We start from the raw sequence: 22,475 nt of genomic DNA on the forward strand, positions 1-22,475 counted from the left end.
CGACAAACGACTCGCCCAAGGCAAAAGCAAACGCGACATCATCCGCTGCCTCAAACGAGCCGTCGCCCGCGAAATGTTCCAGCTACTCACACAAAAAATCGGAAGTTGACACTCATAGGAGCATCACGGGTGCGAAGCGCATTCACGCGGTGACGAACGCGATCACGACCAGGGCGTACACCGTGACCGCGACCGCCAGTAGGACCACGCTCAGGTAGCCGAGAATCAGCCCGGCCAGCGCGATCCCGGCACCCTGCTCACCGGTTCGTTTGATCTGGTTGCGCGCGATATGGCCGAGAACGACGGCGACGACGCCCGCAATGCCGGTGAACAGCCCGAAGACGCCGCAGATCAGCGCACCGATCGCCATCGTGTTCGTTCGACGGGGAGGCTGAAATTGGTAGCCCGGATACGGTCCCTGCTGATAGGACATCAGCAAAGTCTCGCATCGGCCCGAATATCGGGCAATTCGGTCGTGTCAGACCGCCGCTGCCAGCGCCACCGTCAACGGCACGACGCTGAGACAGCAGATCGCCGCCACCAGAAGGGCGATGACGCGTCGGCGATTCCATCGTTGCTGAGCGCCTGCGGCTGCAGACACGAACAAGACGAATCCGACGCACACCGACGCGATGGTGACGGCGACCGGCCAGGAGATCATGCGGAGGTCACGAGCTGACTTTGCCCCACCCGACGTAGGCGTCGACCTCGAGATACCCGGTGACACGCGCCTGGTCGCGCACGGGATACGGCTCACCCGTGTAGTGAGTCGAGATGCGGTCGATGTCGACGAGGTTCGGGTCGTCCTGCAGCGTGATGGTGCCGTGGACGGTGACGTGGGTGTACCAGCTGGCCTCGTCGAGCACGGAGATGGAGACCTTGGGGTTGGCCTTGATGTGTTCGAGGCGCTTACGGTCGGCCTGGAAGTTGAGGACGATCTTGTCGTCTTCCCACAGGTACCAGGTGGGAGCGGTGATGGGCGTTCCGTCGGCGCGCACGACGGCCATGACGGCCGGGTTCGGCTTCTTCAGGAGTTCGACGGCATCTGCAGGCAACGGTGGCTTCGGCATGTAGCCAAAGGTACCCAGCGCGGCGAAAACCTACTCCACTCCCGCCCGACCCGGGTCATTCCGCAGGCTCCACTCCCGCCCGAGATCGAGGCCGTGCTCGCACGATGTGGGCACAACCTCGATCTCGACGACGGGCTTACAGCTTCGGAAGCTTGACGACCTGGCCCGCGTAGGAGAGGCCGGCGCCGAATGCGAGCAGCAGCGCGGAATCGCCCGGCTTGACCTTGCCAGTGCGCAGCAGCTCTTCCATCGCCAGCGGGATCGACGCGGCCGACGTGTTGCCGGTCTCGGCGATGTCGTTGGCGACGGGCGTCTCGTCGGGCAGGTTCAGGCTCTTCGCGAGCAGCTCGGTGATGCGGCTGTTGGCCTGGTGCGGGACGAAGGCATGGACCTCGTCGGCTTTCATGCCCGCGACGTCGAGAACCTTCTGTGCGGCCTTGCCCATCTCGAACGCGGCCCAGCGGAAGACGGAGATGCCGTTCATCTTGATCCACGGACGCTCGGCGTCCGCAGTGGTGATGTAGTCGTACCAGTCGATCGTCTGGACGATGGCGTCGGACTGCGATCCGTCCGAACCCCAGACGACGGGTCCGATCTCGGTTTCGTCGCTGGCTCCGACCACGACGGCACCCGCGCCGTCGGCGAAGATGAATCGCGTCGTGCGGTCGTACGGGTCGGTGGTGAGGCTGAGCTGTTCGGCACCGATGACCAGCACGTGCTGGGCGGTGCCCGCCTTGACCAGGTCGGATGCGACGGCCAGTGCGTAGCAGAATCCAGCACATCCGGCGCAGATGTCGAATGCGGCCGGGCCCTTGGTGCCGAGACCGTGCGCGACCTTCGCGGCGGCCTGCGGAGTGAGTTCGAGATGCGTCGACGTCGCCACGATGACGGTGTCGATCTGGTCGGCGGAGACGCCGCTGGCCTCGAGTGCCTTCTTACCTGCCTCGATGGACATCTTGACGACGTTGTCCTCGGGCTCGGCGAAACGTCGGTTCTTGATCCCGGACCGCGTCTGAATCCACTCGTCGCTCGAGTCGATGAACTCACAGATCTCGTCGTTGGTCACGACTCGTTCGGGCCTGTAGACGCCCAAACCGAGAAGCTTGGACTGACGACCCTGGGTCGTGCTGATCGGCGTACCCATCTCTGGTTCCCTTCGTGCTACCGCGCCATCGCCGGGCTTGGGCTCGGGTCTTGGGCTGCGGGCTCGGGGAACACGTTACGTGTCGACGCCTTCGTGATGTGACACCAACCTCGCTATCAGGCCCGACACGACCTCCGGCTGGTCGATCATCGCGTGATGATGGGCGTCGTCGACGACGGCGAACTCGGCGTTCAGATACTGCGCGAGCCGACGTTGTTTGCGGATCCACGCGCGCCCCCACGGCGTCGGGCGCCCGGTGTGGGCGGCGGCGACCGTGACGGGCACGTCCGGAATGAGTGTTCGACGACGGATCGCATTCAACTCGCTCGCCATGTCGGGGTAGACGAAGTTCTCGATCATCGCGGCTTCCAGGTACGACGGGGTGCGGTAGATCTGTCGGATCCAGTCGTACGTCTCGATCGGGATGCCGTCGGGTGGGATCGAGTGGTTGAGAATTCTGCGCACCGTCGGTCCGAGCACGTACTGCACACCGCTCGCGCTCGACGCCGTGGCGAGGCCGTAGGCCGCCGATATGCGTATCGGCTTCGGGATCAGCGCCCACGGGTCGCGTTCGGCACTGGAGTCGAGCAGCAGAATGCCCGCCGTTCGGCTCGGGTGCAGCCGGGCGAACGCCTCGGCGTAGAACCCGGCGATCGAGTGACCGACGACGTACGTTTGCTCGGTAAGTCCCACCGCGTCGAGTACCGCGAGGATGCGGTCGGCCTCCCCGGCGGCCGTCGGCGTCGTGCCGCGCGGTAGTGGTTCGCTGAGCCCGAAGCCCGGGCGGTCGAACACGACGACGGTGTGGAACGGCGACAGGATGTCCACACAGTCGTCCCAATCGAACCAGTTACCTCCGAGTCCGCCGCACAGCACGACCGTCGGACCGCCGCCCGTGACCAGTACGTGGGTACGCAGACCGTGCACTGTCACGAACTCGCCGGGTGGTTTCATGTGAAACATTCCAGCGTCGACGCCGTCACTGTCGTGGCTTCGCCAGAGGGAACGCGAGGGTCTCGCGGATGCTGCCGCCGGTGATGAGCATGACGACGCGGTCGACGCCCATACCGAGTCCGCCGGTGGGCGGCATGCCGTACTCGAGTGCCTGCAGGAAGTCCTCGTCGAGAGACATCGCCTCCTCGTCCCCGCCTGCCGCGAGCAGTGACTGCTCGGTCAGTCGCTGACGCTGGTCGACCGGATCGGTCAGCTCGCTGTACGCGGTCCCGAGTTCGACGCCCCACGCGACGAGATCCCACTTCTCGGCGACGCCGGGAATCGAGCGGTGCGGACGCGTCAGCGGTGACATCGACGTCGGGAAGTCCTTGTAGAACGTCGGGAATTCGGTGTAGTCCTCGACGAGGTGCTCGTACATGCCCTGTGCGACGGCGCCTGCGTCCCAATCCTTTTCGTACGGAATGTCGTTCTCGTCGCACAGTCGCTGCAGCTCCTGCAGCGGGGTGTCCGGTGCGACGTCGACTCCGAGTTTCTCGGCGACGGCTCCATGCAGTGTCTTGACGGGCCATTCGCCGGAGATGTCGATCTCGATCATCTCGCCGTTCGGGCCGTCGGGGCGCAGTACGATCTCGCGGCCGTGCGCAGCAACGGCCGCCTTCTGAATCAGCTCGCGGCACAACACCATTGCGCGCTCGTAGTCGCTGTGCGCTTCGTATGCCTCGAGGATCGTGAACTCCGGGTTGTGTTTGAAGTCGGCGCCTTCGTTGCGGAACACACGGCCGATCTCGAAGACCTTGTCCATGCCGCCGACGCACAGTCGTTTGAGATAGAGCTCGGGTGCGATGCGCAGGTACAGGTCGAGGTTGTACGCGTTGATGTGGGTGACGAACGGGGCAGCGTTGGCGCCGCCGTGCACCTGTTGCAGGATGGGTGTCTCGACCTCCATGTACCCGCGGTCGGACAACGAATCTCGTAGTGACTTCACGACATTGCTGCGCGCGATCATGAGCTTGCGCGCGGACGGATTGATCGCGAGGTCCACGTAGCGTTGTCGCACACGGGATTCCGGGTCGGTCAGTCCTTTCCACTTGTCCGGCAACGGATGCAGGCACTTGGCGTTCATGCGCCAGTCCGACGCCAGCAGCGAGAACTCGCCTTTCTTGCTACGGCCGATGACGCCACTGACCTCGATGAGATCACCGAGATCGAAGTCGGAGTCGAACGAGTCGAGCTTGTCGCCGACTCGCATCCGGTCGAAGAGCACCTGGATGTCGTCGGTCCAGTCGCGTACGACGGCGAACGCGACGCCGCCGTAATCGCGAATTCGCAGGATACGTCCGGCAATTCGGACCGATGTTCCCTGTGGTGCCGTGAGTGCATCGGCGACGGTATGCGTCGGCGGATATGCGACGGGGTAGCCCTCGATGCCGTCTCCGCTGAGCCTGTTCAGCTTTGCGATGCGGACGCGCACCTGGTCGGGGCGCTTCGGGCCGACCGACACGAGCTCGTCGTCGACCGTGTCGGGCCCACTGCCGTCGCTGTGGATCTGCTCGCTGCCGACGAGCGCCGCAGGCACAGCGACGTGACTGCCGGTGTGCTTGCTCGCGCGTCGGAAACTGGGGAGCGTCAGAAAGCCTTCGGCGATGGCCGACGCGATCCCGACCTTCGGGAGTTCGCGATTGTCGGCGAAGCACAGGTAGCGCGGTTCCCACTCCGGTTGGTACTTCACGTTCGAGCGATACAGGGCCTCCAGCTGCCACCACCGGGAGAAGAAGACGAGCACCGATCGCCAGATGCGCAGTACCGGACCCGCGCCGATGCGGCTGCCTTCTTCGAACACCGACCGGAACACCGCGAAGTTGAGCGAGATCTTCTGGACGCCGAACTGATCGCCGCCGGTAGCCAGTTCGGTCACCAGCAGTTCGATGACGCCGTTCGGTGACTGCGGGTCGCGACGCATCAGATCCAGCGACACACCGGTGCGACCCCATGGCGCGAGCGACAGAACGGCGACGGTCTTCTCGCCCTGACGTGCCTGGACGAGCAGGCAGTCACCGTCGAGCGGATCCCCGAGGCGGCCCAATGCCATCGAGAAGCCGCGCTCGGTCTCGGTGTCGCGCCACGCGTCGGCGCACTCGATGATGTCCTGCATCTCCGGCGCCGGGATGTCGCGGTGCCGTCGAATCTCGACGGTGACGCCGGCCTTGCGGGCGCGGTTGACGGCCTGTCGTACCGGGCGCATCTCTCGGCCGTTCAGATTGAACTGCTTGGTGTACAGAATCGCTTCGTCGCCCAGTTCGAGGACGTTGAGTCCGGCGCGTTTGAACGCCGTCGCACCGGTCTCGCTTGCGCCCATGACGGCAGGTGACCACCCGTACTTCTCGGCGAGTCCGAGCCACGCGTCGATGGCGTGCGGCCACGCCTCCGGGTTTCCGATCGGATCGCCGCTGGCGAGGCAGACGCCGATTTCGACGCGGTACGTCACCGCTGCCTTGCCGCTCGGTGCGAAGATGACGGCCTTGTCGCGACGCGTCGCGAAGTATCCGAGCGAGTCGTCGGCGCCCCACTTGTCGAGCAGCCCGCGTAGCGCCGACTCGTCGCTTCCGGTCAGTGCGTTGCTCGAGCGCTGTGAGCGGAACAGCGTGATGGTCGCGGCGAGCAGTGCGAGCGCGCCGAACAGCCCGAGCAGGGTGTTGACGAAACCGTGTGGCCGACCGTCGAATTGCTCGTTGTCGACGGTCGCCAGCGCGGTGACGCGGTTGAACGCCCACAGGAAGGTCTGGCTTTCCGGGAGAGTGCCGGGGAACAGCGCGACGAGAGCCCAGCCGACGAGGGTGCCGACGACGGCACCGAGAATCAGCACCCCCAGTGCTTTCCAGCCGGCGCCGCGCCTGACGCGGGTGTAGAACTCGCGTCGGGACGCGATGAGTATTCCGATGACGACGAGATGGACGCCGAGCGCGATCCAGGAATCGACCTTTCCGGTGTCGATGCCTTCGGCGATGTTCGTGAGCGCCAGCAGCACCAGGTAGATCGTCAACAACCACCAGGCGATGCGTTTGCGGCTCGCGAGCGCCGCCGCGAGAATGCCGACGACGAGCGCCCACGAGAGCGACGTGTCGGGGGCGTCGAAATAGTAGGTATCGATGTATTCACGTGGCACCCGGATGACGACGCGCAACGCAGGCGACAGGCTCCACAGGAACACGAAGACCGCGTACACCCCGAGCACGAGCCCGGCGATGTGCGGGACTTCCGTCAGCCGACCGTGCGCGGGACGCACGAATGCGCGCGGAGCCGACTTCTCCGTATCGCGTCCGTGGCGTTCCGACTCCTCCGGTGACACCGATGTGCTCGTCACTGCCCACTCCTGCCGTCAGTGCTACCTGCTACCTCCTGGCAACGGTAGCGCTGACGGCAGACGAGCACGGATCATTCCGTCAAGCGGTGTGCACCGGCGTGTGCTTTCCGATCATGGCGAGCGCCGTCTTCAGACCTCGGCGCTTGCCGGTTGCCGGGTCGACGCCGAACACTTCCTTGATACCGCCGCGAATACGGAACTTGAGCTCCGACGACGTCTCCGGTGCATCGTCCGACGTCGCCGACAGGAACCGGTTCGGCAGCGACAGTTTCATGATGGTGCGCAGTGTCTGCCCGTATTGATGCGCGAGCGAACCCGTCGTGTACGGCAGGTCGTACTTGTCGCACAGAGCGCGAATCCTGACGGAGATCTCGGCGTACCGATTGCTCGGCAGATCCGGGAACAGATGATGTTCGATCTGGTAGCAGAGGTTACCGCTCATGAACGCCATCGTCGGTCCGGCGTGAAAGTTGGCGCTGCCCAGCATCTGTCGCAGATACCACTCGGGCTGCGTTTCCTTCTCGTACTCGGCCAGCGTGAACTTCTCGGCACCGTCCGGGAAGTGACCGCAGAAGATGACGCCGTAGGACCAGTAGTTGCGGATGAAGTTCGCCGTCGCATTCGCCGTCAACGTCGACTTCCACGCGGGACCCGTCAGCAGAGGAAACAGGATGTAGTCCTTGCCGACCTGCCTGCCGATCTTGCGGACGACGTCGACCGCCATCTCCTTCTTGTCCTCCCACTTCACCTCGCCGGTCCGAAGCTTGTCCGTCTCGAGGTGATGCAGCGCGACGCCCCACTCGAAGAACGTCGCCAGGAGCGCGTTGACCAGCGGCTGCGCGAAGTATTTCGGGTGCCACTCCTGGTCGCGCGTGATGCGCAGGATGCCGTAGCCCACGTCGTTGTCGAGCCCGACGATGTTCGTGTACTTGTGATGGGTGAAGTTGTGCGAATGCTTCCACCCCGCCGACGGGCACGTGTTGTCCCACTCCCAGTTACTGGAATGAATCTCCGGGTCGTTCATCCAGTCCCACTGGCCGTGAATGACGTTGTGGCCCAACTCCATGTTCTCGATGATCTTGCCGACACCGAGCAACGCCGACCCCAACAGCCAGGCCGGCTTCTTCCTGCTCGCGAACAGCACGAGCCTGCCCGCCACCATCAGCGAGCGCTGGAACGTGATGGTGCGCTGAACGTACTTCGCGTCCCGCTCGCCGCGTGAATCCTCGACGTCGCGTCGAATCGCGTCGAGCTCCTTCCCGAGTGCCTCGATATCGGCCTCGGTCAGATGGGCGTACTCCTTGATGTCCGTTATCGCCATGCTTCCCCCTTGCGAAATCCGAGTCGGCCCCGACGCCCCGTTGCCAACCCAACGGTACGGACAGTGGGCTGTGGCGTCGAGGTTCGTGGGGGTCCGGTTCGCGGGGCTCCGGTTTCGGTCTCGCCGAGCGAAGGTGACATACGGTCACTCAGAGTGAGCAAGGGGCGCCCTCGGTCCACCAACCCGTCGAAGCCCACGAGTTATCCACAGTTCGACGAGTTATCCACAGGCACCTGTGAGATACGCCCGATCAGTCGGAAATGTGTCGTACCCGCCATGTTCGATCCCCGCATGAAACGTGGGGAGTGGGCAGACGACAACTTCGCGGCACTGCGCGCGAAATCGAAGAACGGCGTCATACGCACGTCGGTATTGCGGGGGATGGGGGTGGGAGCGAAGACGATCATCGACAGAACTTCAGGTGGTCCGTGGCAACGGATGCTGCCGGGGCTTGTGTTGCTGCACAACGGTCCTCCGAGCGTGCTTCAGCGGCAGACGGCGGCGGTGATGTACGGGGGACCCGATTGCCTGTTGACCGGACGCACCGGGCTCGGTCTTCACGGATACTCGTCAGGGTTCCAGGCCAACGACGTCGGCCTGCTCATCCCGCACGAGCAGCACCGTAAAGACGCCGGATTCGTAGTCGTCGAGCGCACCTGGCGGATACCGGAAGTGGCGACGAAGTCCGGATTGCCCGTCGCACCCATCGATCGCTGTCTTCTCGACGCGGTCCGTCGTATGCATGACCCGGCACGGATCACGGCGCTCATCGCGGAGGTCGTACAGCGGGGTGACGCCGACATCGAGGCGCTGCTCGTCGAGTTGAAAGCAGGTAATGGTCGCGGAAGTGCGCTGCCACGACGCGTTCTGCGTGAGTTGGCGTCGGGTGCTCATTCGGTGGCCGAGGTCGAAGCCCGCGCCTTGTGTGAGAGAAGCGGACTGCCGCCGATGAAGGCCAATTGGGTGCTTCTGACGGCGTCGGGCGAGTTCATCGCCATCGTCGATCTGCTCGAGGACAACGTCTACCTCGCGTTCGAGGTCGAATCCTTCCTGCATCACTCTGCGCCGGCGGAGTTCGCGAAGACACTGGAACGACGTGCTCACATTCAGGGGCACGGCGCCATCGTGCTCGCGCACACACCGAAGACGATTCGTACACAACCGGATCGAGTGATCGCCGACCTCGAGCGCGCGTACGAGCAGGCCAAGCAGCGACCACGTCCGAACCTACGCGCAATCCCGCTGGCCGAGTGGCGTCAGAAGGCGTCGTAGACCCAGATCATCTGACGACCGGTCTGGCTCGGCGTCGTGATCGGATGATCGACGACGCGAGCCAGCCGGTATCCGAGGCGTCGGGGGACAGCTTGGCTTCGTGAATCGGCTGCGTCGCAATGAATTTCGACGCGTGTGACGTGTCGAATGCCCAGTGCGACGTCCGTGAGTGTCGATGCGACCGCGGTCATGACGCCGCGTCCCTCGGCGTCGACGGTCAGCCAGTAACCGAGCTCGAACCAGTCGGGTCCGCGTCGGTGAAGGCCCGCTTTGCCGAGCGTCGTCCCGGATGCACCGAGGGCGCCCCTTGCTCACTCTGAGTGACCGAATGTCACCCTCGCTCCGAATGGGCGCGTGCGCCCGGGGCGGCCCACGAGCCCGGGCCGCCGACCACCCCTCACGACGCCCGCCACGACCGCCAGGTCAGACTCCCGACGCTGATGACGGCACCCTGGGGTCTGGCGGAGGCGTACTGCTCGTACTTGCCGACCAGCGCGTCGAGGGCGGCGGACCCTTCCGGTGTGTCGGCGTCGACGATGCGCGCCGAACCGCTGACCCTGATCCACCACAGCTTGGTCCAGTCCTCGTCGTAGTGGTCGACGATGAGGCTCACGGCAGGGTCGGCGCGGATGTTCTCGAGCCGCCGAAGCTTCTGGGTGGTCTTGGGCTTCCAGTCGATCGCGGTGACGATTCGCTCGTCGACTACGGCGAAGACGACGGGTACGAGGTGTGGCGTGCCGTCGGCGTTGACGGTGGACAGCTGTGCTCGTCGGGCCTCACCGAACCGCCCGATTTCGTCGTCGATCTTCATACCGACGACACTGTCACGCCGATTCGCTGCGTGCACCGCTGCGCAGCCTTGCCGCTTCGAACTTCGAGGCGACCATGGGACGTCCGAGCAGGTGACCCTGTCCTGAGGTCACCTCCATGTCGATGCACACGTCGAGTTGCGCGGAGGTTTCGATGCCTTCCACGACAGTGTCCATCCCCAGCTCGTGCGCGACGTGGATGACCGCGGAGCACAGGGCGGACATCGTCCGTCGTCGCTCGCCGTCGTGGCTGTCCAGGTGCTGCGTCAGCGATTTGTCGATCTTGAGGATGTCGACGGGCAGCGTCGCGAGCCGTTCGAGCGAGGAGAATCCGGAGCCGAAGTCGTCGATGGCGACCAGGACTCCATGATCGCGAACGTCGGTGAGTTGCTCGACCACGGCGTCTATGTCGTGCAGCGACGTCGACTCGGCGAGCTCGATCACGAACCGGCCGGGCGGAATACCGAAGCGGTCGACGACACCGATGACGTCCGTTGCAAGTGTGCCGGCCGCGAAGTGCAGCGGGCTGACGTTGATGCCGACCTGGACCGAGATGTCCCGGTGCTGCCAGGCCGACATCGTCCGGCCGACCTCGTCGAGCACCCAATCGGTGAGCGGGATGATGAGGTCGGACTGTTCCGCGAGAGGAATGAAGTTGCCGGGCAGCAGCAATCCGAGCTCGGGGTGGTTCCAGCGGATCAGTGCCTCGGCGCCCACGATCGTGTCCGACGCCAGATCGACGATGGGCTGATAGAGCATCTGCAGCTCGTGCTCGGTCATCGCGGCGCCGCGCAGTCGCTCCAGAATGTCGAGACGCGCACGGTGGTCGTCGCTCAGATCCTCGGCGAAGCCGTGGCGGCCGGGCGCAGAGCGGGGCTCGGCACGCTCTCTGCTCATGCTCCCCCCTAATGGCCGGTCGGCCGTGGAAGAGAATAACCCCAAAGTCTGCTTTGACGCTACAAACAAAACTCTTTCCCCGTTTTGCGTCGTCGGCCCTCCGATCGGGGCTCCCCGAATTCGCTACCTCGTCGAACCTCGCACCACCACGGACCATTCGGCCTGCGGGAGTGCCGACAGCGACCCGAGTACCCAGCGCGCAGCGTTCCGGCCCTGGTCGTACAGGGATTGTGCGACCGTCGTCAGCCCCGCCGCCCCAGCCGCCTCCGAGTCGTCCCACCCGGTCACCGCAACGCCCGATGCGCCCGCGTCGAGCACACCCAGCGCCAGATCGTCACTGGTGCACAGAATTGCGTCGGCACGGTAGTCGTCGAGCAGAGTCCGCGCCGCAGCCGCGCCCTCCGCACGTGCGTTCGTCGGCACGAACGCCACCGGTATCTGCTCCCACCCCAACCCATATTCGACGACCGCTCGCCGGTACCCGGCAAGGCGGGCAGCCGTCACCGGGAAGGTGGCGTTCTCGGGTTCGGGTCCGAGGACTGTCTCGGCTATCCGATCGCGGTCGCGCGGGAAGCTGATGATCGCGGGTCGCCGGGCGCCGTCGAGTCCGATGGTGCCGATGGCGTGTGCGGCTGATGCGTCGTCGATTCCGATGAATTCGATGCCGGGATGTCGCGGTCCGCCCTGAATGCACGCGGGTTTCCCTGTGGCCGTGATGATGTCGAGGACAGGGTCGTCGGCGACCGTCGTCCACAGTACGAAACCGTCGACGTGGGCGTCGCGAATTCTGTCGAGGTCGACGCCGATGCGCGAGTTGGGGAGCAGGACGAGTCCGGTGTCGGTGTCGAGGCAGGCTTCGGCGATACCGGACAGGAATGCGCGGGCTTCGGGGTTCTCGAACGAGTAGGTGAGCTTCTCGGTCAAGACGACGCCCAGGTTGTTCGTCTTTCCGCTCCGCAGTGAACTCGCCGCTCGGTGCGGTCCGGTGTAGCCGAGTTCGGACGCGGCGGCGAGGACGCGGTCCCTGGTCGATCCGGACACCCGCCCGGGCTGGTTGTAGGTGTAGGAGACGCTCATGGTCGACACCCCGGCGGCGCGGGCGACATCGGCCATGGTCGGGCGGGTGCTCATGGGGTCAGACTAGCGGCTGGCGAGGCTGATGTGTAACGATACACAGCATGCCTGGCTCGACTGTTCTCCGACTCGTGGTGCTCGCCGCAGCCGCGTTCGTCTACGTGACCGCGGAGACGCTGCCGATAGGCCTGCTCCCGGAGATCTCGTCGGACATGGGCGTCAGCGAGTCCAGCGTCGGCCTGCTTCTGACCTTCTATGCCTACGGTGTCGCGGTCATGACGATGCCGCTCATCACGTTCGTTCGCCGATGGCCGCGTCGGCGAGTCGTGGTCGTGACCGTTGCGGCGCTGGCGTTGTCGCAACTGCTGTCCGCGGTCGCCGTCGGCTATCCGATGCTCGTGATCGCACGCATGATCTGCGCGGCGACGCACGGCGTGTTCTGGGCGGTCGTCGCGCCCGTCGCGGCCTCACTCGTTGCGCCGACCATGCGGGGCAAAGCAATTGCGACGGTGTACGCGGGAACGTCACTCGCGCTCGTCGCCGGCAATCCGCTGACCGCGGCGTTGGGGCAGTGGCTCGGATGGCGCACGGCCGCAGCATGTATCGGGGTGGTGTCCGCGGTCATCGCCGTGACCCTGTTCGCCGTGCTTCCGAGAATGGAGGCCGTCGACGCCGGATCGAGTCGCGGAAAGGTCGTCGACCGATCTCTCGTACTGATCTGTGTCGCAACATTTCTCGCGGTCCTCGGGCATTTCGTCGCGTACACGTACTTCTCGTTGCTCGTCGATCGTGGTCTCGGGTCGATCGGCACGACCCTCACACTGATGCTGCTGCTGTACGGGTTGTGCGGCGTCATCGGAATCTGGATCATCGGCAAGACGTTCGACCGGTGGCCGCGGCACTCGACGATCGTGTCGTTGAGCGTCGTCGCCGCAGCTCTGCTGATTCTGTGGACGACTCTGCAGTCGGCGCCGGGTTCGCTCGCGGCACTTGCTGTTCTGGCGATCGGCCTGTGGGGGCTGGCCTTCACGACCGTCCCGGTCTGCCTGCAGTCCTCGGTGCTGAACGCCCCACGCCCGGATCCGGATCGGGCGTCGGCGATCTATGTCGTGTCGTTCCAGGTCGCCATCGCGTCGGGAGCGCTGATCGGGGGCGTGATCATCGATCGGAGCAGTATCGCGGTGGTGACGGCAGCAGCATGCGTGCTGGTCGTCGCCGCCCTCGTGACGGTGGTGCTGGGGCGGGGTACGTTCGCCGCCCCGGATCGACCGAAGGCGTCCCTTGCTCACTCCGAGTGACCGGATGTCACCCTCGCTCCGGCGGCGAAGGCCAGCCCCACCCGCGCACCCACCAACCTGTCCATCAACCCGGACAGCAGTGCGATCCCGTCGGTCGAGAGCACGGACTCCGGGTGGAACTGGATGGACTCGAAACCCGGACCCCGCAGGGCGTTGACGTGCCCTTCGTCCACCGACACGTCCACCCCCGCGATGTTGCCGGGCCGGGCGACGAAGGTGTTGTAGAACCCCACGGTCCGCTCCTCGCCGAACACGCGGACGGTCTTCTGCACACCCTGCTGCGGCTGGGGCAATGCAGCTAGCTCCAACCCCAGTTCGCGCGCGAGGACCTGATGGCTCAAGCAGATCGCGAGCAAGGCTTCACCCGTCGACAGTCGTTCCCGCACGATCTCTCCCGCGCGGGCGATGCGCGGATCCGACATGTCCGAGGGATCGCCCGGCCCGGGTCCGCACACCAGCAGATCTGCGGTCGACGACGTGAACTCCTCCCACCGCACGACCGTCACAGCCATCCCGAGGTGCCGCAGCTGGTGCGCGAGCATCGCAGTCCACTGGTCTTCGAAGTCGACGACGACGGCTGTCCCACGCGAAGGACCCGAGGCCTCGGGCTGCACATCCATCCAGAACGACGCGAGCTTCTCGTTGCGCCGCGCCAACGCGTCGGCGACGCCTGGAAACTCGGTGAGCCGAACGGCATTCTCACCCGAAGGCCGCCGAGCCTCCACTCCCAACGCCGCCAGCACGCCGCCGAGCTTCGAACGCGTCTCGGCGACTTCGTGTTCCGGGACGGAGTTGCGCACCAACGTGGCTCCGGCGGAGATCTTCAGTGCACCGGTCGGCGATATTTCACAGGTACGAATCAGGATGGGTGCGTCGACCGTCGTGACGCCGTCGCGACCCTCGAACAACGCGAGGACACCGGAATAGTAGCCACGCCCGGATGTCTCGTACCGTTCGATGACGCGCGACGCGTTCTCGATCGGTGATCCGGTGACCGTCGGCGCAAACATGGTGTCACGCAGGATGTCTCGTGGATCGAGATCGCTCTCGCCGACGAGGACGTACTCGGTGTGCGTCAGATGGCCCATCTGCTTGAGTCGCGGCCCGACGACGCGTCCGCCGTGATCGCAGATTCGACTCATCATCTTGAGTTCTTCGTCGACCACCATGAACAGTTCGGCGTTCTCCTTCGCGTCGTCCAGGAACGCGAGTACTCCCGCGCCGGAGGGTCCTTCGACGGGATGCCGGTACGTTCCGCTGATCGGATTCATGAATGCCGAGCGTCCGTCGAAACCGACATGCCGCTCGGGCGTCGCACCGACCAACGTCACCGACGGCGTGTGCACGAAGAACGTCCAGTACGAACCGGATTCGCCGAGCAACAATCGTCGGAAGATCTCGAGGCCGGACCCGACGGAATCGTCGAGCTGGGCGCGGAAGTCCCGTCGGATGACGAAGTTGGCGCCGGCGCCGGTGCCGATCTCGTCGGCCAGAACCCTCGCGACGATCGAGGCGTACTCGTCGTCGCCCGGTTCGAAACGGCCGTCGGCCAGCGTCAGCTCACCAGGGCCGATTGTCTCCACGACCTCGTCGACGGTGACGGCGAACCGCGAGCGGACGTGCAGACATTCCAGCGGCGCGCCGTCGTCGTGGCAGACGAACCCACGCTCCCGAATCTGCCGAAACGGTACGAGGGCGAGTATGTCCGAGTTGCCATCGATGGGGATGTCGGCCAGCGAGTCCACCGATACGACGTCGCCGACCAGGACGTCGACCCCGCCCTCGCGGCTGATGACGGCGAACGGCTCGTCGCCGCGGAGAGCGTCGGACAGTAGTTCGTTCACGGGTTGCCTCTCTCGAAAGTTGTGCGGACTCTCGAGAAAGACATGAAAATGGCCGCCTCGAGAGGCGGCCACGGCATGAAATACGCGAAGTGTGGGCGCCTAGGAGCGCCACCACCAGGATCCTGCGACGGACATCGATGCGTACATGTCGGGTCACTGTACACATCGTCAGCAGGATATGGTCACCGAGGCCGCACCTGCGGCCGCGTGAGGTGCAAGGGAACCCGGTGCGAATCCGGGACTGACGCGCAACGGTGACTGCTCAGCCCGAGCAGGAGTCCGATCGCTTGCTCCGCACGACGTACGTCCCGCGGCTCCGCGACACGAGCCCCTAGTAGGAAGTTCGGCTCCCTATGACACTCCGTAAGCCTGTGGCGTCGGCCATGCTGGCGATGCTCGTTCTCGCCGGGTGCGCCTCCACCGACACCGACGCGCCCAGCCAGGCCCCCGACGGCAACTCCAGCTACCCCCTCACCATCTCCAACTGCGGCCAGGACGTCGTCGTCGACGCACCACCGCAGCGCGCTGTCTCTCTGAACCAAGGTTCGACGGAGATTCTGCTCAGCCTCGGTCTCGCGGATCGCATGGTCGGCACGGCGACGTGGACCGACCCCGTGCGCAGCAACCTCGCGTCCGAGAACGAGAAGGTACCGCGCCTGTCCGACAACAATCCGTCGTTCGAGACGGTGCTCGACACCGAACCGGATTTCGTGACGGCGTCGTTCGGTGGAACCCTCGGTCCGGGCGGCGTCGCCGAACGCAGCCAGTTCGAGCAGCTCGGCGTCCCGAACTATCTGTCGCCGACGGACTGCAACGGCAAGACCGACGACAGCGTCAACTCCGACGGCGCGCGCACCGAGCCGCTCCAGATCGAGACCGTGTACCAGGAGGTGCGCGAACTCGCCGCGATCTTCGACGTCCGGGAGCGCGGTGAGAAGTTCGTCGCCGAGCTGCAGGATCGGTTCGAGAAGGCATCGTCGACGGTGAATGCGTCGGGCACGTCGCTCGTCTACTGGTTCGCCGACACCGCGACGCCCTACATGGCCGGTTGCTGCGGGTCGTCGGGCATCATCACGAACTCCGTCGGAGCCGACAACATCTACGCCGACACGACCGACGAATGGCCGCAGGTCAGTTGGGAATCCGTCGCGGACAGGAATCCGACGGCCTTCGTCCTCGCCGATCTGAGCCGTCGCACATTGGCCGGAGACGCGTTGGATTCCAAGATCGAGTTCCTCGAAACCAATCCGGTGACGCAGCGCCTGCCCGCGGTGGCGAACAGACGGTACATCGTCGTGAACGGCGCCGATCTGAATCCGTCGATCAGAACGGTCGACGGCGTCGAGAAAGTTGCTGCTGCGCTGCAGGACTGGGGCCTGGCGAAGTGACGTCGGTGCTGGAGCGGCCGAGGCAGAAGCGGAGCGTACTCGCCCCGCTTCTGCTCGGTGGGGTGGTCGTTCTCGCACTGTCGATCGCCCTGGCGATCACCATCGGTCCCGCCGATCTGTCCATTTCGGACGTATACCGAGTAGTGTTGCAGCACATAGGTTTCGGTGATTCGGGCGTCAGTAGGATCAAGGACGGCATCGTCTGGGAACTACGGCTTCCTCGGACGTTGCTGGCGGCGATCTGCGGCGCGGGGCTCGCGTTGTGCGGCGCGATCATGCAATCGTTGCTGCGAAACCCGTTGGCGGATCCGTTCGTTCTCGGTATCTCGTCCGGAGCGTCGACGGGGGCGGTGCTGGTGGCAGTGCTCGGCGTCGGCGGCGGCATGCTGTCGCTGTCGTCGGGCGCGTTCGTCGGGGCGGCGCTGTCGTTCGTGTTGGTGATGCTGCTCGCCGCGGGTGCGGGAGGTGGCACCGATCGCGTCGTACTCGCAGGAGTTGCTGGGACGCAATTGTTCTCGGCACTGACGTCGTTCATCGTGATCTCGTCGGCAGACGCAGAACAGACACGAGGGGTTCTGTTCTGGCTGCTCGGCTCGCTCGGCGGTGCCGACTGGGACGACGTCGTCCTGTGCGGCACCGTCTGCGCGGTCGGCATCGTCGTCTGCTTGCTGTACGCGTCGGCGCTCGACGCCTTCACGTTCGGCAACGACGCGGCCGCGTCGCTCGGTGTGTCCGTCAAATGGATTCGGATTCTGCTGCTCGTCATCACGGCGTTGATCACGGCGATGCTCGTCAGCGCGGCGGGGGCGATCGGATTCGTCGGCCTCGTGCTGCCGCACGCGGCCAGGTTCCTCGTCGGCTCGCGACATCGGCGTCTGTTGCCGACGACGGTTCTCGTCGGCGCCATCTTCATGGTGTGGGTCGACGCCGTCGCACGCACGTTGTTCGAACCGCAGGAGATTCCGGTCGGCGTGGTGACCGCGCTGATCGGTGTTCCTGCGTTCGCGGTCATTCTGTTTCGGATGCGGAGGGCTCGATGACCATTCGTGGCAAAGCAATTCGGTGGGCTCGCTCGGGGCACACGATCCTGGACGGCGTCGATTTCGAGCCCACGGTGGGGGAGACCGTGGGCTTGATCGGCCCCAACGGGTCCGGCAAGTCGTCGCTCCTGCGCATCCTCGCCGGCATCGTGACGCCCGACCACGGCTCGGTGACACTCGACGGCGACGCGATGGAGTCGTTGCGACGCAAGCAGATAGCGCGGCGCGTGGCGATGGTGGATCAGCATGCGACCACCGACGTCGACATCTCCGTGCGGGACGTCGTGCGGCTCGGTCGCATTCCGCATCAGGGACTGCTCGGTGGCGACGCGGCCGCCGACGATCGTGCCATCGCACGCGCCCTCGAGAACACCGGGATGACGTCGAAGTCGGACCGGTTGTGGCACACGTTGTCCGGCGGTGAGCGTCAACGTGTGCAGATCGCACGGGCGTTGGCGCAGGAGCCGACGGAGTTGTTGCTCGACGAACCGACCAATCACCTCGACATCCAACATCAGCTCGACATACTGGCGTTGGTTGCCGAACTGCCGCTGACCAGCTTCATCGCCCTGCACGATCTCAATCTGGCGGCGATGTTCTGCGACCGGATCGTGGTGCTGCGCGACGGTCGGGTGGTGGCGACGGGAACCCCGGTGGACGTCATCACCGCAGACTTGGTGCGGGAGGTCTACAACGTGCACGCCGACGTCGAACTCGACGAGTCGGGGACGTATCCGCAGGTCACGTATCGTCGGCGCACCGGGCACGTGCGCGCGAATGTATAGCGGGCTGTACATTCGCGCGCACGTGCGGCGTCAGCCGCCTGCTCGTCGCTGCTCTTCGGCGCGGGCCCGGCACTGACGCAGGAATTCCTCGTCGGCCTCGGGTGTGGTTCCGACGGCGCGGCCGGGCCGGGTGTCGTACTCGGGATACGCGGAGTTGCTGCGTCGCTGCGGCACGCCTGCCCCACCCCAGATACCGCCACCGATGGGCCTGCCGACGAGCAGCCATACGATCGATCCCGCGAGCGGGATGAAGATCACCAGCAGCAGCCACATCATCTTCGGCAGGTGCCGGACGCCGCCCTCGTCGGCCGTGATCACGTCGATCAGACAGAACACCCACAGGATCATGATCAGCAAGCCCAGGTACGGCACCGTTCGTCCTCCTACAGACCAGGCGGTATTTAGCCAGGAGAACCATACAGGGAATCGTCGGGAAGGACAGGCCTCGGTTTACCGACGCCGGGTTTGCGGTATCGACCGCTTCGAGAAATCGACGACAGGAGGCGTCCGTGGGTCTGCAACAGCTCGAGGCGATGGTGAAGGAAACGGTGACCGCGGGGGAGCCTTTCGAGTACGGAGCGGACGAGTCGGAGCTGAACTACCTGGCTTCCCTGGCGGCCAGGCCCGGTACGCAGCTCGTGTGCGAAGTGGGATTCAATGCGGGCTTCTCCAGCTGGGCGTTCCTGTCGGCGTCCTCGTCGACGGTCGTGTACTCGTTCGACCTGGCCGGTTACGCCTACAGTGCGGCCGCGAAGGAACACATCGACGAACTGTTTCCCGGCCGTCACACCTTGATTCAGGGTGACTCGCATTCCACGATCAAGGAATTCGCGGCCAAGTATCCCGACATGCGGTTCGACGTCATCTTCGTCGACGGGGACCATTCGCTCGACGGTGCCCGCGCCGACCTCGCCGACCTGCGTGCGCTGGCCACTCCGGAGACCGTCGTCGTCATGGACGACATCACCCCGTGGCTGTGGTTCGGCGAAGGGCCGACACAGGCGTGGCAGGAAGCCGTCGAGGCCGGGTCCGTCGTCCACCGGAGCTACTACCGCGACGGCGTTCCGGTCGACGTCGTCGAGCCGCCTGCCAGCCGTGCCTGGGCCGAGGGGTACTACCCGGCCTGAGTCAGACACCGCTCGATCGCGTCCACACCCCGATCCAGTTCGTCCTCGGTGACCGTCAGCGCCGGCCGGAACCGTACGGCTCGCTCCCCGCAACCGAGGACGAGAACATGTTCGACGACGCGTAGATCGTCGAGAAGCCGGTCGCGCGAGGCCGCGTCGGGCATCGTGAAGGCGCACATCAGACCGCGGCCACGGACCTCGGTGATCGCGGAATGCCGCAAGGCCGCACCCTGCAACCTGGTCAGCAGATGCTCGCCCAGCACCGCGGCTCGCGCGACGAGCTTCTCCGATTCCATGACCTCCAGGATTCGACGCGCACGCACCATGTCCGTGAGGTTGCCGCCCCACGTGGAGTTCAGACGTGACGACACGGCGAACACGTTGTCGGCGATCTCGTCGACGCGACCGCCGGCCATGATCCCGCAGACCTGGACTTTCTTGCCGAAGGCCACGACGTCGGGGGTCAGGCCGAGTTGCTGGAAGGCCCAGTTGGTTCCGGTCGTTCCGGCGCCCGTCTGCACCTCGTCGACGACGAACAGTGCGTCGAACTCGTGGCACAGGTCCTGTAGCTGCTGTAGGAACTGCGGGCGGAAGTGATTGTCGCCGCCTTCGCCCTGGATGGGTTCGACGATGGCGCAGGCGATGTCGTGCGGATTGGCCTCGAACGCGACGCGGGCCGCTGCGAGGGCGTCGGCCTCGACGGCGTCCATGTCGGCGCCGGATCCGATGAACGGGGACGGAATTCGGGGCCAGTCGAACTTGGGGAAGCGGGCGACCTTGTTCGGGTCGGTGTTGGTGAGCGACATCGTGTATCCCGTACGCCCGTGGAACGCGTGTTCGAGATGCAACACCTGGGTGCCCAGCTCCGGGGCAGGAGCGGACCCTGCGGAGTGAGCTGGGGAACCGATTCCGTGCGCCTCGTTCCAGCGTGACTTCCAGTCGAAGCAGACTTTCAGCGCGTTCTCCACGGCCAGGCCGCCGCCCTCGACGAAGAACAGATGCGGCAGACGCGCATCGCCGAGAACGCGCGAGAAGGTGTCGACGAACCGAGCCATCGCGACGGTGTAGATGTCGGAATTACTGGGCTTGTTGACGGCGGCCTGCATCAGATCGGCGCGGAACGCTGCGTCGTCGACCAGGCCGGGATGGTTCATTCCCAGCGCCGACGACGCGAAGAAGGTGAACAGGTCGAGGTACTCGGTGCCGTCGCGCGCGTCGACGAGCGTGCATCCGCGCGACGCATCGAGGTCGAGCACCACCTCGAAACCGTCGGCGAGCATGTGGCGACGAAGAGTGTCGTGCACGTCGTCGGCGCGGATCTTCTGGCGATGTAATACCTGCGTCATGAAACCAAGATACGCGCCGAAATTTCGTAATCAACGGCTTTCTTCAGGAAAATATCCGGTAGAACACCGCGTCGACTACGTTCGTAGACGTCGTTCCCCACCGAAAGGTAGTGCCATGTCTGTCCTCGGCGACCAGTCTTCGACCGTCAGCCACGACGAACTGAGTGTCAGGACTCGCGCCATCCTGGAGCGTCTCGGCGTCGACGCGGATCTCGACGTTCCGCGCTCGCACGAGACGATCGTGGCGCGATCGCCTATCACGGGCGGAAATCTCGCGTCGCTTCGCGCGGCCCACGCGTCGGACGTGGACGCGGTGCTGGCCGACGCAAGGACCGCCTTCGCCGGATGGTCGACGGTCCCTGCCCCGGTGCGCGGCGGGCTGATTCGCGAACTCGGTGAACTGCTGCGCGAGCACAAGGACGATCTGGGCGCACTGGTGTCGATCGAAGCCGGAAAGATCGTGTCCGAGGGCCTCGGCGAGGTCCAGGAGATGATCGACATCTGTGACTTCGGCGTCGGACTGTCCCGTCAGCTCTACGGCAACACCATCGCGACCGAGCGACCCGGCCACCGCATGATGGAACAGTGGCACCCGCTCGGCGTCGTCGGCGTCGTCACGGCGTTCAACTTTCCGGTGGCCGTGTGGTCCTGGAATGCGGTGCTGGCGTTGGTCGCCGGTGACACCGTCGTCTGGAAGCCGTCGGAGAAGACGCCGTTGACCGCACTCGGCGTCCACGCGTTGTTCCAGCGTGCGGCAGCCAAGGCCGGTGTGGACCCGAAGGTCGCGCAACTGCTCATCGGCGATCGCGTCGCAGGGCAAGCGCTCGTGGACGATTCGCGTGTCGCGCTGCTGTCCGCGACGGGGTCGACCCGAATGGGACGTGAGGTGGCCCCTCGCGTCGCCCAGCGCTTCGGGCGCGTTCTGCTCGAACTCGGTGGCAACAATGCGGCCGTCGTGACGCCGTCGGCGGATCTGGATCTCACGACGCGCGGCATCGTCTTCTCGGCGGCAGGCACTGCCGGACAACGGTGTACGTCGCTGCGACGCGTCATCGTGCATTCGTCGATCGCCGACGACCTGGTGGATCGCATCGCACAGGCCTACGAATCACTCTCCATCGGTTCGCCTTTGGAGTCGGACACACTCGTCGGGCCGCTGATCGATGCACCCGCGTTCGCGGGGTTCCAGAAGGCGATCGACGCGGCAGTCGCGGCGGGTGGCGAGATCCGAGCGGGCGGACAGCGCGTCGACGAATTCGGTGAGAACGCGTACTACGTTCAGCCGACCATCATTTCGATGCCGGACCAGGCGGAGATCGTGCGGCACGAGACGTTCGCTCCGATTCTGTACGTGCTCACCTACGACACCCTCGACGAGGCCATCGCGCTGCACAACGATGTGCCGCAGGGGCTTTCGTCGTCGATCTTCACGACGGATCTCCGAGAAGCCGAGCGGTTCCTGTCGGTCACCGGATCGGACTGCGGCATAGCGAACGTCAACATCGGCCCGTCCGGCGCGGAGATCGGTGGCGCGTTCGGCGGTGAGAAGGAGACCGGCGGCGGGCGCGAATCCGGTTCGGACGCATGGAAGTCCTACATGCGCCGGGCGACCAACACGGTCAACTACTCGAACGAACTGCCGCTCGCGCAGGGAGTGCGCTTCGCACCCGTGCGTGGGTAGTCGGACCACAGGGCAACCAACCACGCACCCGGGAGTGGAGCCTGCAGGAACGACCCATACAAGG

At 65.2% G+C, this 22,475-nt stretch carries 20 protein-coding genes, 1 pseudogene and 1 riboswitch; of the genes and pseudogenes, 7 read left to right on the plus strand and 14 right to left on the minus strand.

What is annotated here, in order from left to right; genetic code table 11:
• Positions 1–142: 142 nt before the first annotated feature.
• From DK926_RS14565 to DK926_RS14595, 7 genes are all read right to left on the minus strand, one after another.
• Positions 143–433 (minus strand): DUF4190 domain-containing protein, encoded by a 291-nt coding sequence (locus tag DK926_RS14565; protein ID WP_114331028.1) that lies wholly within the window; start codon positions 431–433, stop codon positions 143–145.
• Positions 434–478: 45 nt separating this feature from the next.
• Positions 479–661 (minus strand): hypothetical protein, encoded by a 183-nt coding sequence (locus tag DK926_RS14570; RefSeq protein WP_068429709.1) that lies wholly within the window; start codon positions 659–661, stop codon positions 479–481.
• A gap of 7 nt (positions 662–668) precedes the next feature.
• Positions 669–1,070: a PPOX class F420-dependent oxidoreductase gene (locus DK926_RS14575; protein WP_068429711.1), complete on the minus strand. Its 402-nt coding sequence runs from the start codon at positions 1,068–1,070 to the stop codon at positions 669–671.
• Positions 1,071–1,206: 136 nt separating this feature from the next.
• A complete protein-coding gene (locus tag DK926_RS14580) occupies positions 1,207–2,214 on the minus strand; it encodes a beta-ketoacyl-ACP synthase III (RefSeq protein ID WP_068429714.1) in 1,008 nt (335 codons plus the stop codon).
• A 75-nt stretch (positions 2,215–2,289) separates the two neighbouring features.
• Positions 2,290–3,177: an alpha/beta hydrolase gene (locus DK926_RS14585; protein ID WP_114331029.1), complete on the minus strand. Its 888-nt coding sequence runs from the start codon at positions 3,175–3,177 to the stop codon at positions 2,290–2,292.
• 16 nt (positions 3,178–3,193) lie between these two features.
• Positions 3,194–6,451: a bifunctional lysylphosphatidylglycerol synthetase/lysine--tRNA ligase LysX gene (gene lysX / locus DK926_RS14590; RefSeq protein WP_243636835.1), complete on the minus strand. Its 3,258-nt coding sequence runs from the start codon at positions 6,449–6,451 to the stop codon at positions 3,194–3,196.
• Between the two features lie 157 nt (positions 6,452–6,608).
• Positions 6,609–7,850, minus strand: coding sequence for a fatty acid desaturase (locus DK926_RS14595; RefSeq protein WP_114331031.1), 1,242 nt, complete (start codon positions 7,848–7,850; stop codon positions 6,609–6,611).
• Positions 7,851–8,141: 291 nt separating this feature from the next.
• On the opposite strand from DK926_RS14595, the gene DK926_RS14600 reads away from it, so the two are divergent.
• Complete coding sequence (locus DK926_RS14600; RefSeq protein ID WP_114331141.1) at positions 8,142–9,122, plus strand: hypothetical protein; 981 nt, start codon at positions 8,142–8,144, stop codon at positions 9,120–9,122.
• On the opposite strand, the pseudogene DK926_RS14605 reads toward DK926_RS14600, so the two are convergent.
• The 4 genes and pseudogenes from DK926_RS14605 to DK926_RS14620 all read right to left on the minus strand — a co-directional run.
• Positions 9,107–9,400 (minus strand): annotated as a pseudogene (locus DK926_RS14605) (GNAT family N-acetyltransferase); the annotation flags it as partial. The gene DK926_RS14600 and the pseudogene DK926_RS14605 sit on opposite strands and share 16 nt — an antisense overlap.
• A 119-nt stretch (positions 9,401–9,519) precedes the next feature.
• Positions 9,520–9,933: a TIGR03668 family PPOX class F420-dependent oxidoreductase gene (locus DK926_RS14610; RefSeq protein WP_114331142.1), complete on the minus strand. Its 414-nt coding sequence runs from the start codon at positions 9,931–9,933 to the stop codon at positions 9,520–9,522.
• Between the two features lie 13 nt (positions 9,934–9,946).
• A complete protein-coding gene (locus DK926_RS14615; RefSeq protein ID WP_114331032.1) occupies positions 9,947–10,828 on the minus strand; it encodes an EAL domain-containing protein in 882 nt (293 codons plus the stop codon).
• A gap of 123 nt (positions 10,829–10,951) precedes the next feature.
• Positions 10,952–11,959 (minus strand): LacI family DNA-binding transcriptional regulator, encoded by a 1,008-nt coding sequence (locus DK926_RS14620; protein WP_114331033.1) that lies wholly within the window; start codon positions 11,957–11,959, stop codon positions 10,952–10,954.
• Positions 11,960–12,006: 47 nt separating this feature from the next.
• Between DK926_RS14620 and DK926_RS14625 the strand changes: the two genes are divergently transcribed.
• A complete protein-coding gene (locus tag DK926_RS14625) occupies positions 12,007–13,200 on the plus strand; it encodes an MFS transporter (RefSeq protein WP_114331034.1) in 1,194 nt (397 codons plus the stop codon).
• On the opposite strand, the gene DK926_RS14630 is transcribed toward DK926_RS14625, so the two are convergent.
• Positions 13,188–15,044: an anthranilate synthase family protein gene (locus DK926_RS14630; protein ID WP_114331035.1), complete on the minus strand. Its 1,857-nt coding sequence runs from the start codon at positions 15,042–15,044 to the stop codon at positions 13,188–13,190. The genes DK926_RS14625 and DK926_RS14630 overlap by 13 nt on opposite strands.
• 171 nt (positions 15,045–15,215) lie before the next feature.
• A riboswitch (cobalamin riboswitch) is annotated at positions 15,216–15,354 on the plus strand.
• A gap of 43 nt (positions 15,355–15,397) precedes the next feature.
• Between DK926_RS14630 and DK926_RS14635 the strand changes: the two genes are divergently transcribed.
• Genes DK926_RS14635 through DK926_RS14645 form a run of 3 tightly spaced genes read left to right on the plus strand, consistent with a single transcriptional unit; the run spans position 15,398 to position 18,257 of the window.
• A complete protein-coding gene (locus DK926_RS14635) occupies positions 15,398–16,432 on the plus strand; it encodes an ABC transporter substrate-binding protein (protein WP_114331036.1) in 1,035 nt (344 codons plus the stop codon).
• Positions 16,433–16,437: 5 nt separating this feature from the next.
• Positions 16,438–17,472: an iron chelate uptake ABC transporter family permease subunit gene (locus tag DK926_RS14640; protein WP_114331143.1), complete on the plus strand. Its 1,035-nt coding sequence runs from the start codon at positions 16,438–16,440 to the stop codon at positions 17,470–17,472.
• Positions 17,469–18,257 carry an ABC transporter ATP-binding protein gene (locus DK926_RS14645; protein ID WP_114331037.1) on the plus strand — a complete coding sequence of 263 codons (789 nt, stop codon included), beginning with the start codon at positions 17,469–17,471 and terminating at the stop codon, positions 18,255–18,257. Before DK926_RS14640 ends, DK926_RS14645 begins: the two co-directional genes overlap by 4 nt.
• A 30-nt stretch (positions 18,258–18,287) precedes the next feature.
• Here the strand turns inward: DK926_RS14645 and DK926_RS14650 are convergent, their stop codons facing one another.
• A complete protein-coding gene (locus tag DK926_RS14650) occupies positions 18,288–18,629 on the minus strand; it encodes a PLD nuclease N-terminal domain-containing protein (protein ID WP_114331038.1) in 342 nt (113 codons plus the stop codon).
• Between the two features lie 137 nt (positions 18,630–18,766).
• Here DK926_RS14650 and DK926_RS14655 point away from each other — a divergent pair, with 137 nt between their 5' ends.
• Positions 18,767–19,384 (plus strand): class I SAM-dependent methyltransferase, encoded by a 618-nt coding sequence (locus DK926_RS14655; RefSeq protein WP_114331039.1) that lies wholly within the window; start codon positions 18,767–18,769, stop codon positions 19,382–19,384.
• Here DK926_RS14655 and lat read toward each other — a convergent pair.
• Complete coding sequence (lat, locus tag DK926_RS14660; protein ID WP_243636836.1) at positions 19,372–20,703, minus strand: L-lysine 6-transaminase; 1,332 nt, start codon at positions 20,701–20,703, stop codon at positions 19,372–19,374. The genes DK926_RS14655 and lat overlap by 13 nt on opposite strands.
• A gap of 142 nt (positions 20,704–20,845) precedes the next feature.
• Here lat and DK926_RS14665 point away from each other — a divergent pair, with 142 nt between their 5' ends.
• Positions 20,846–22,411 (plus strand): aldehyde dehydrogenase family protein, encoded by a 1,566-nt coding sequence (locus DK926_RS14665; protein WP_114331041.1) that lies wholly within the window; start codon positions 20,846–20,848, stop codon positions 22,409–22,411.
• Positions 22,412–22,475 lie beyond the last annotated feature (64 nt).

Source organism: Rhodococcus sp. Eu-32, assembly GCF_003336925.1.
Lineage (GTDB): Bacteria > Actinomycetota > Actinomycetes > Mycobacteriales > Mycobacteriaceae > Rhodococcoides > Rhodococcoides kyotonensis_B.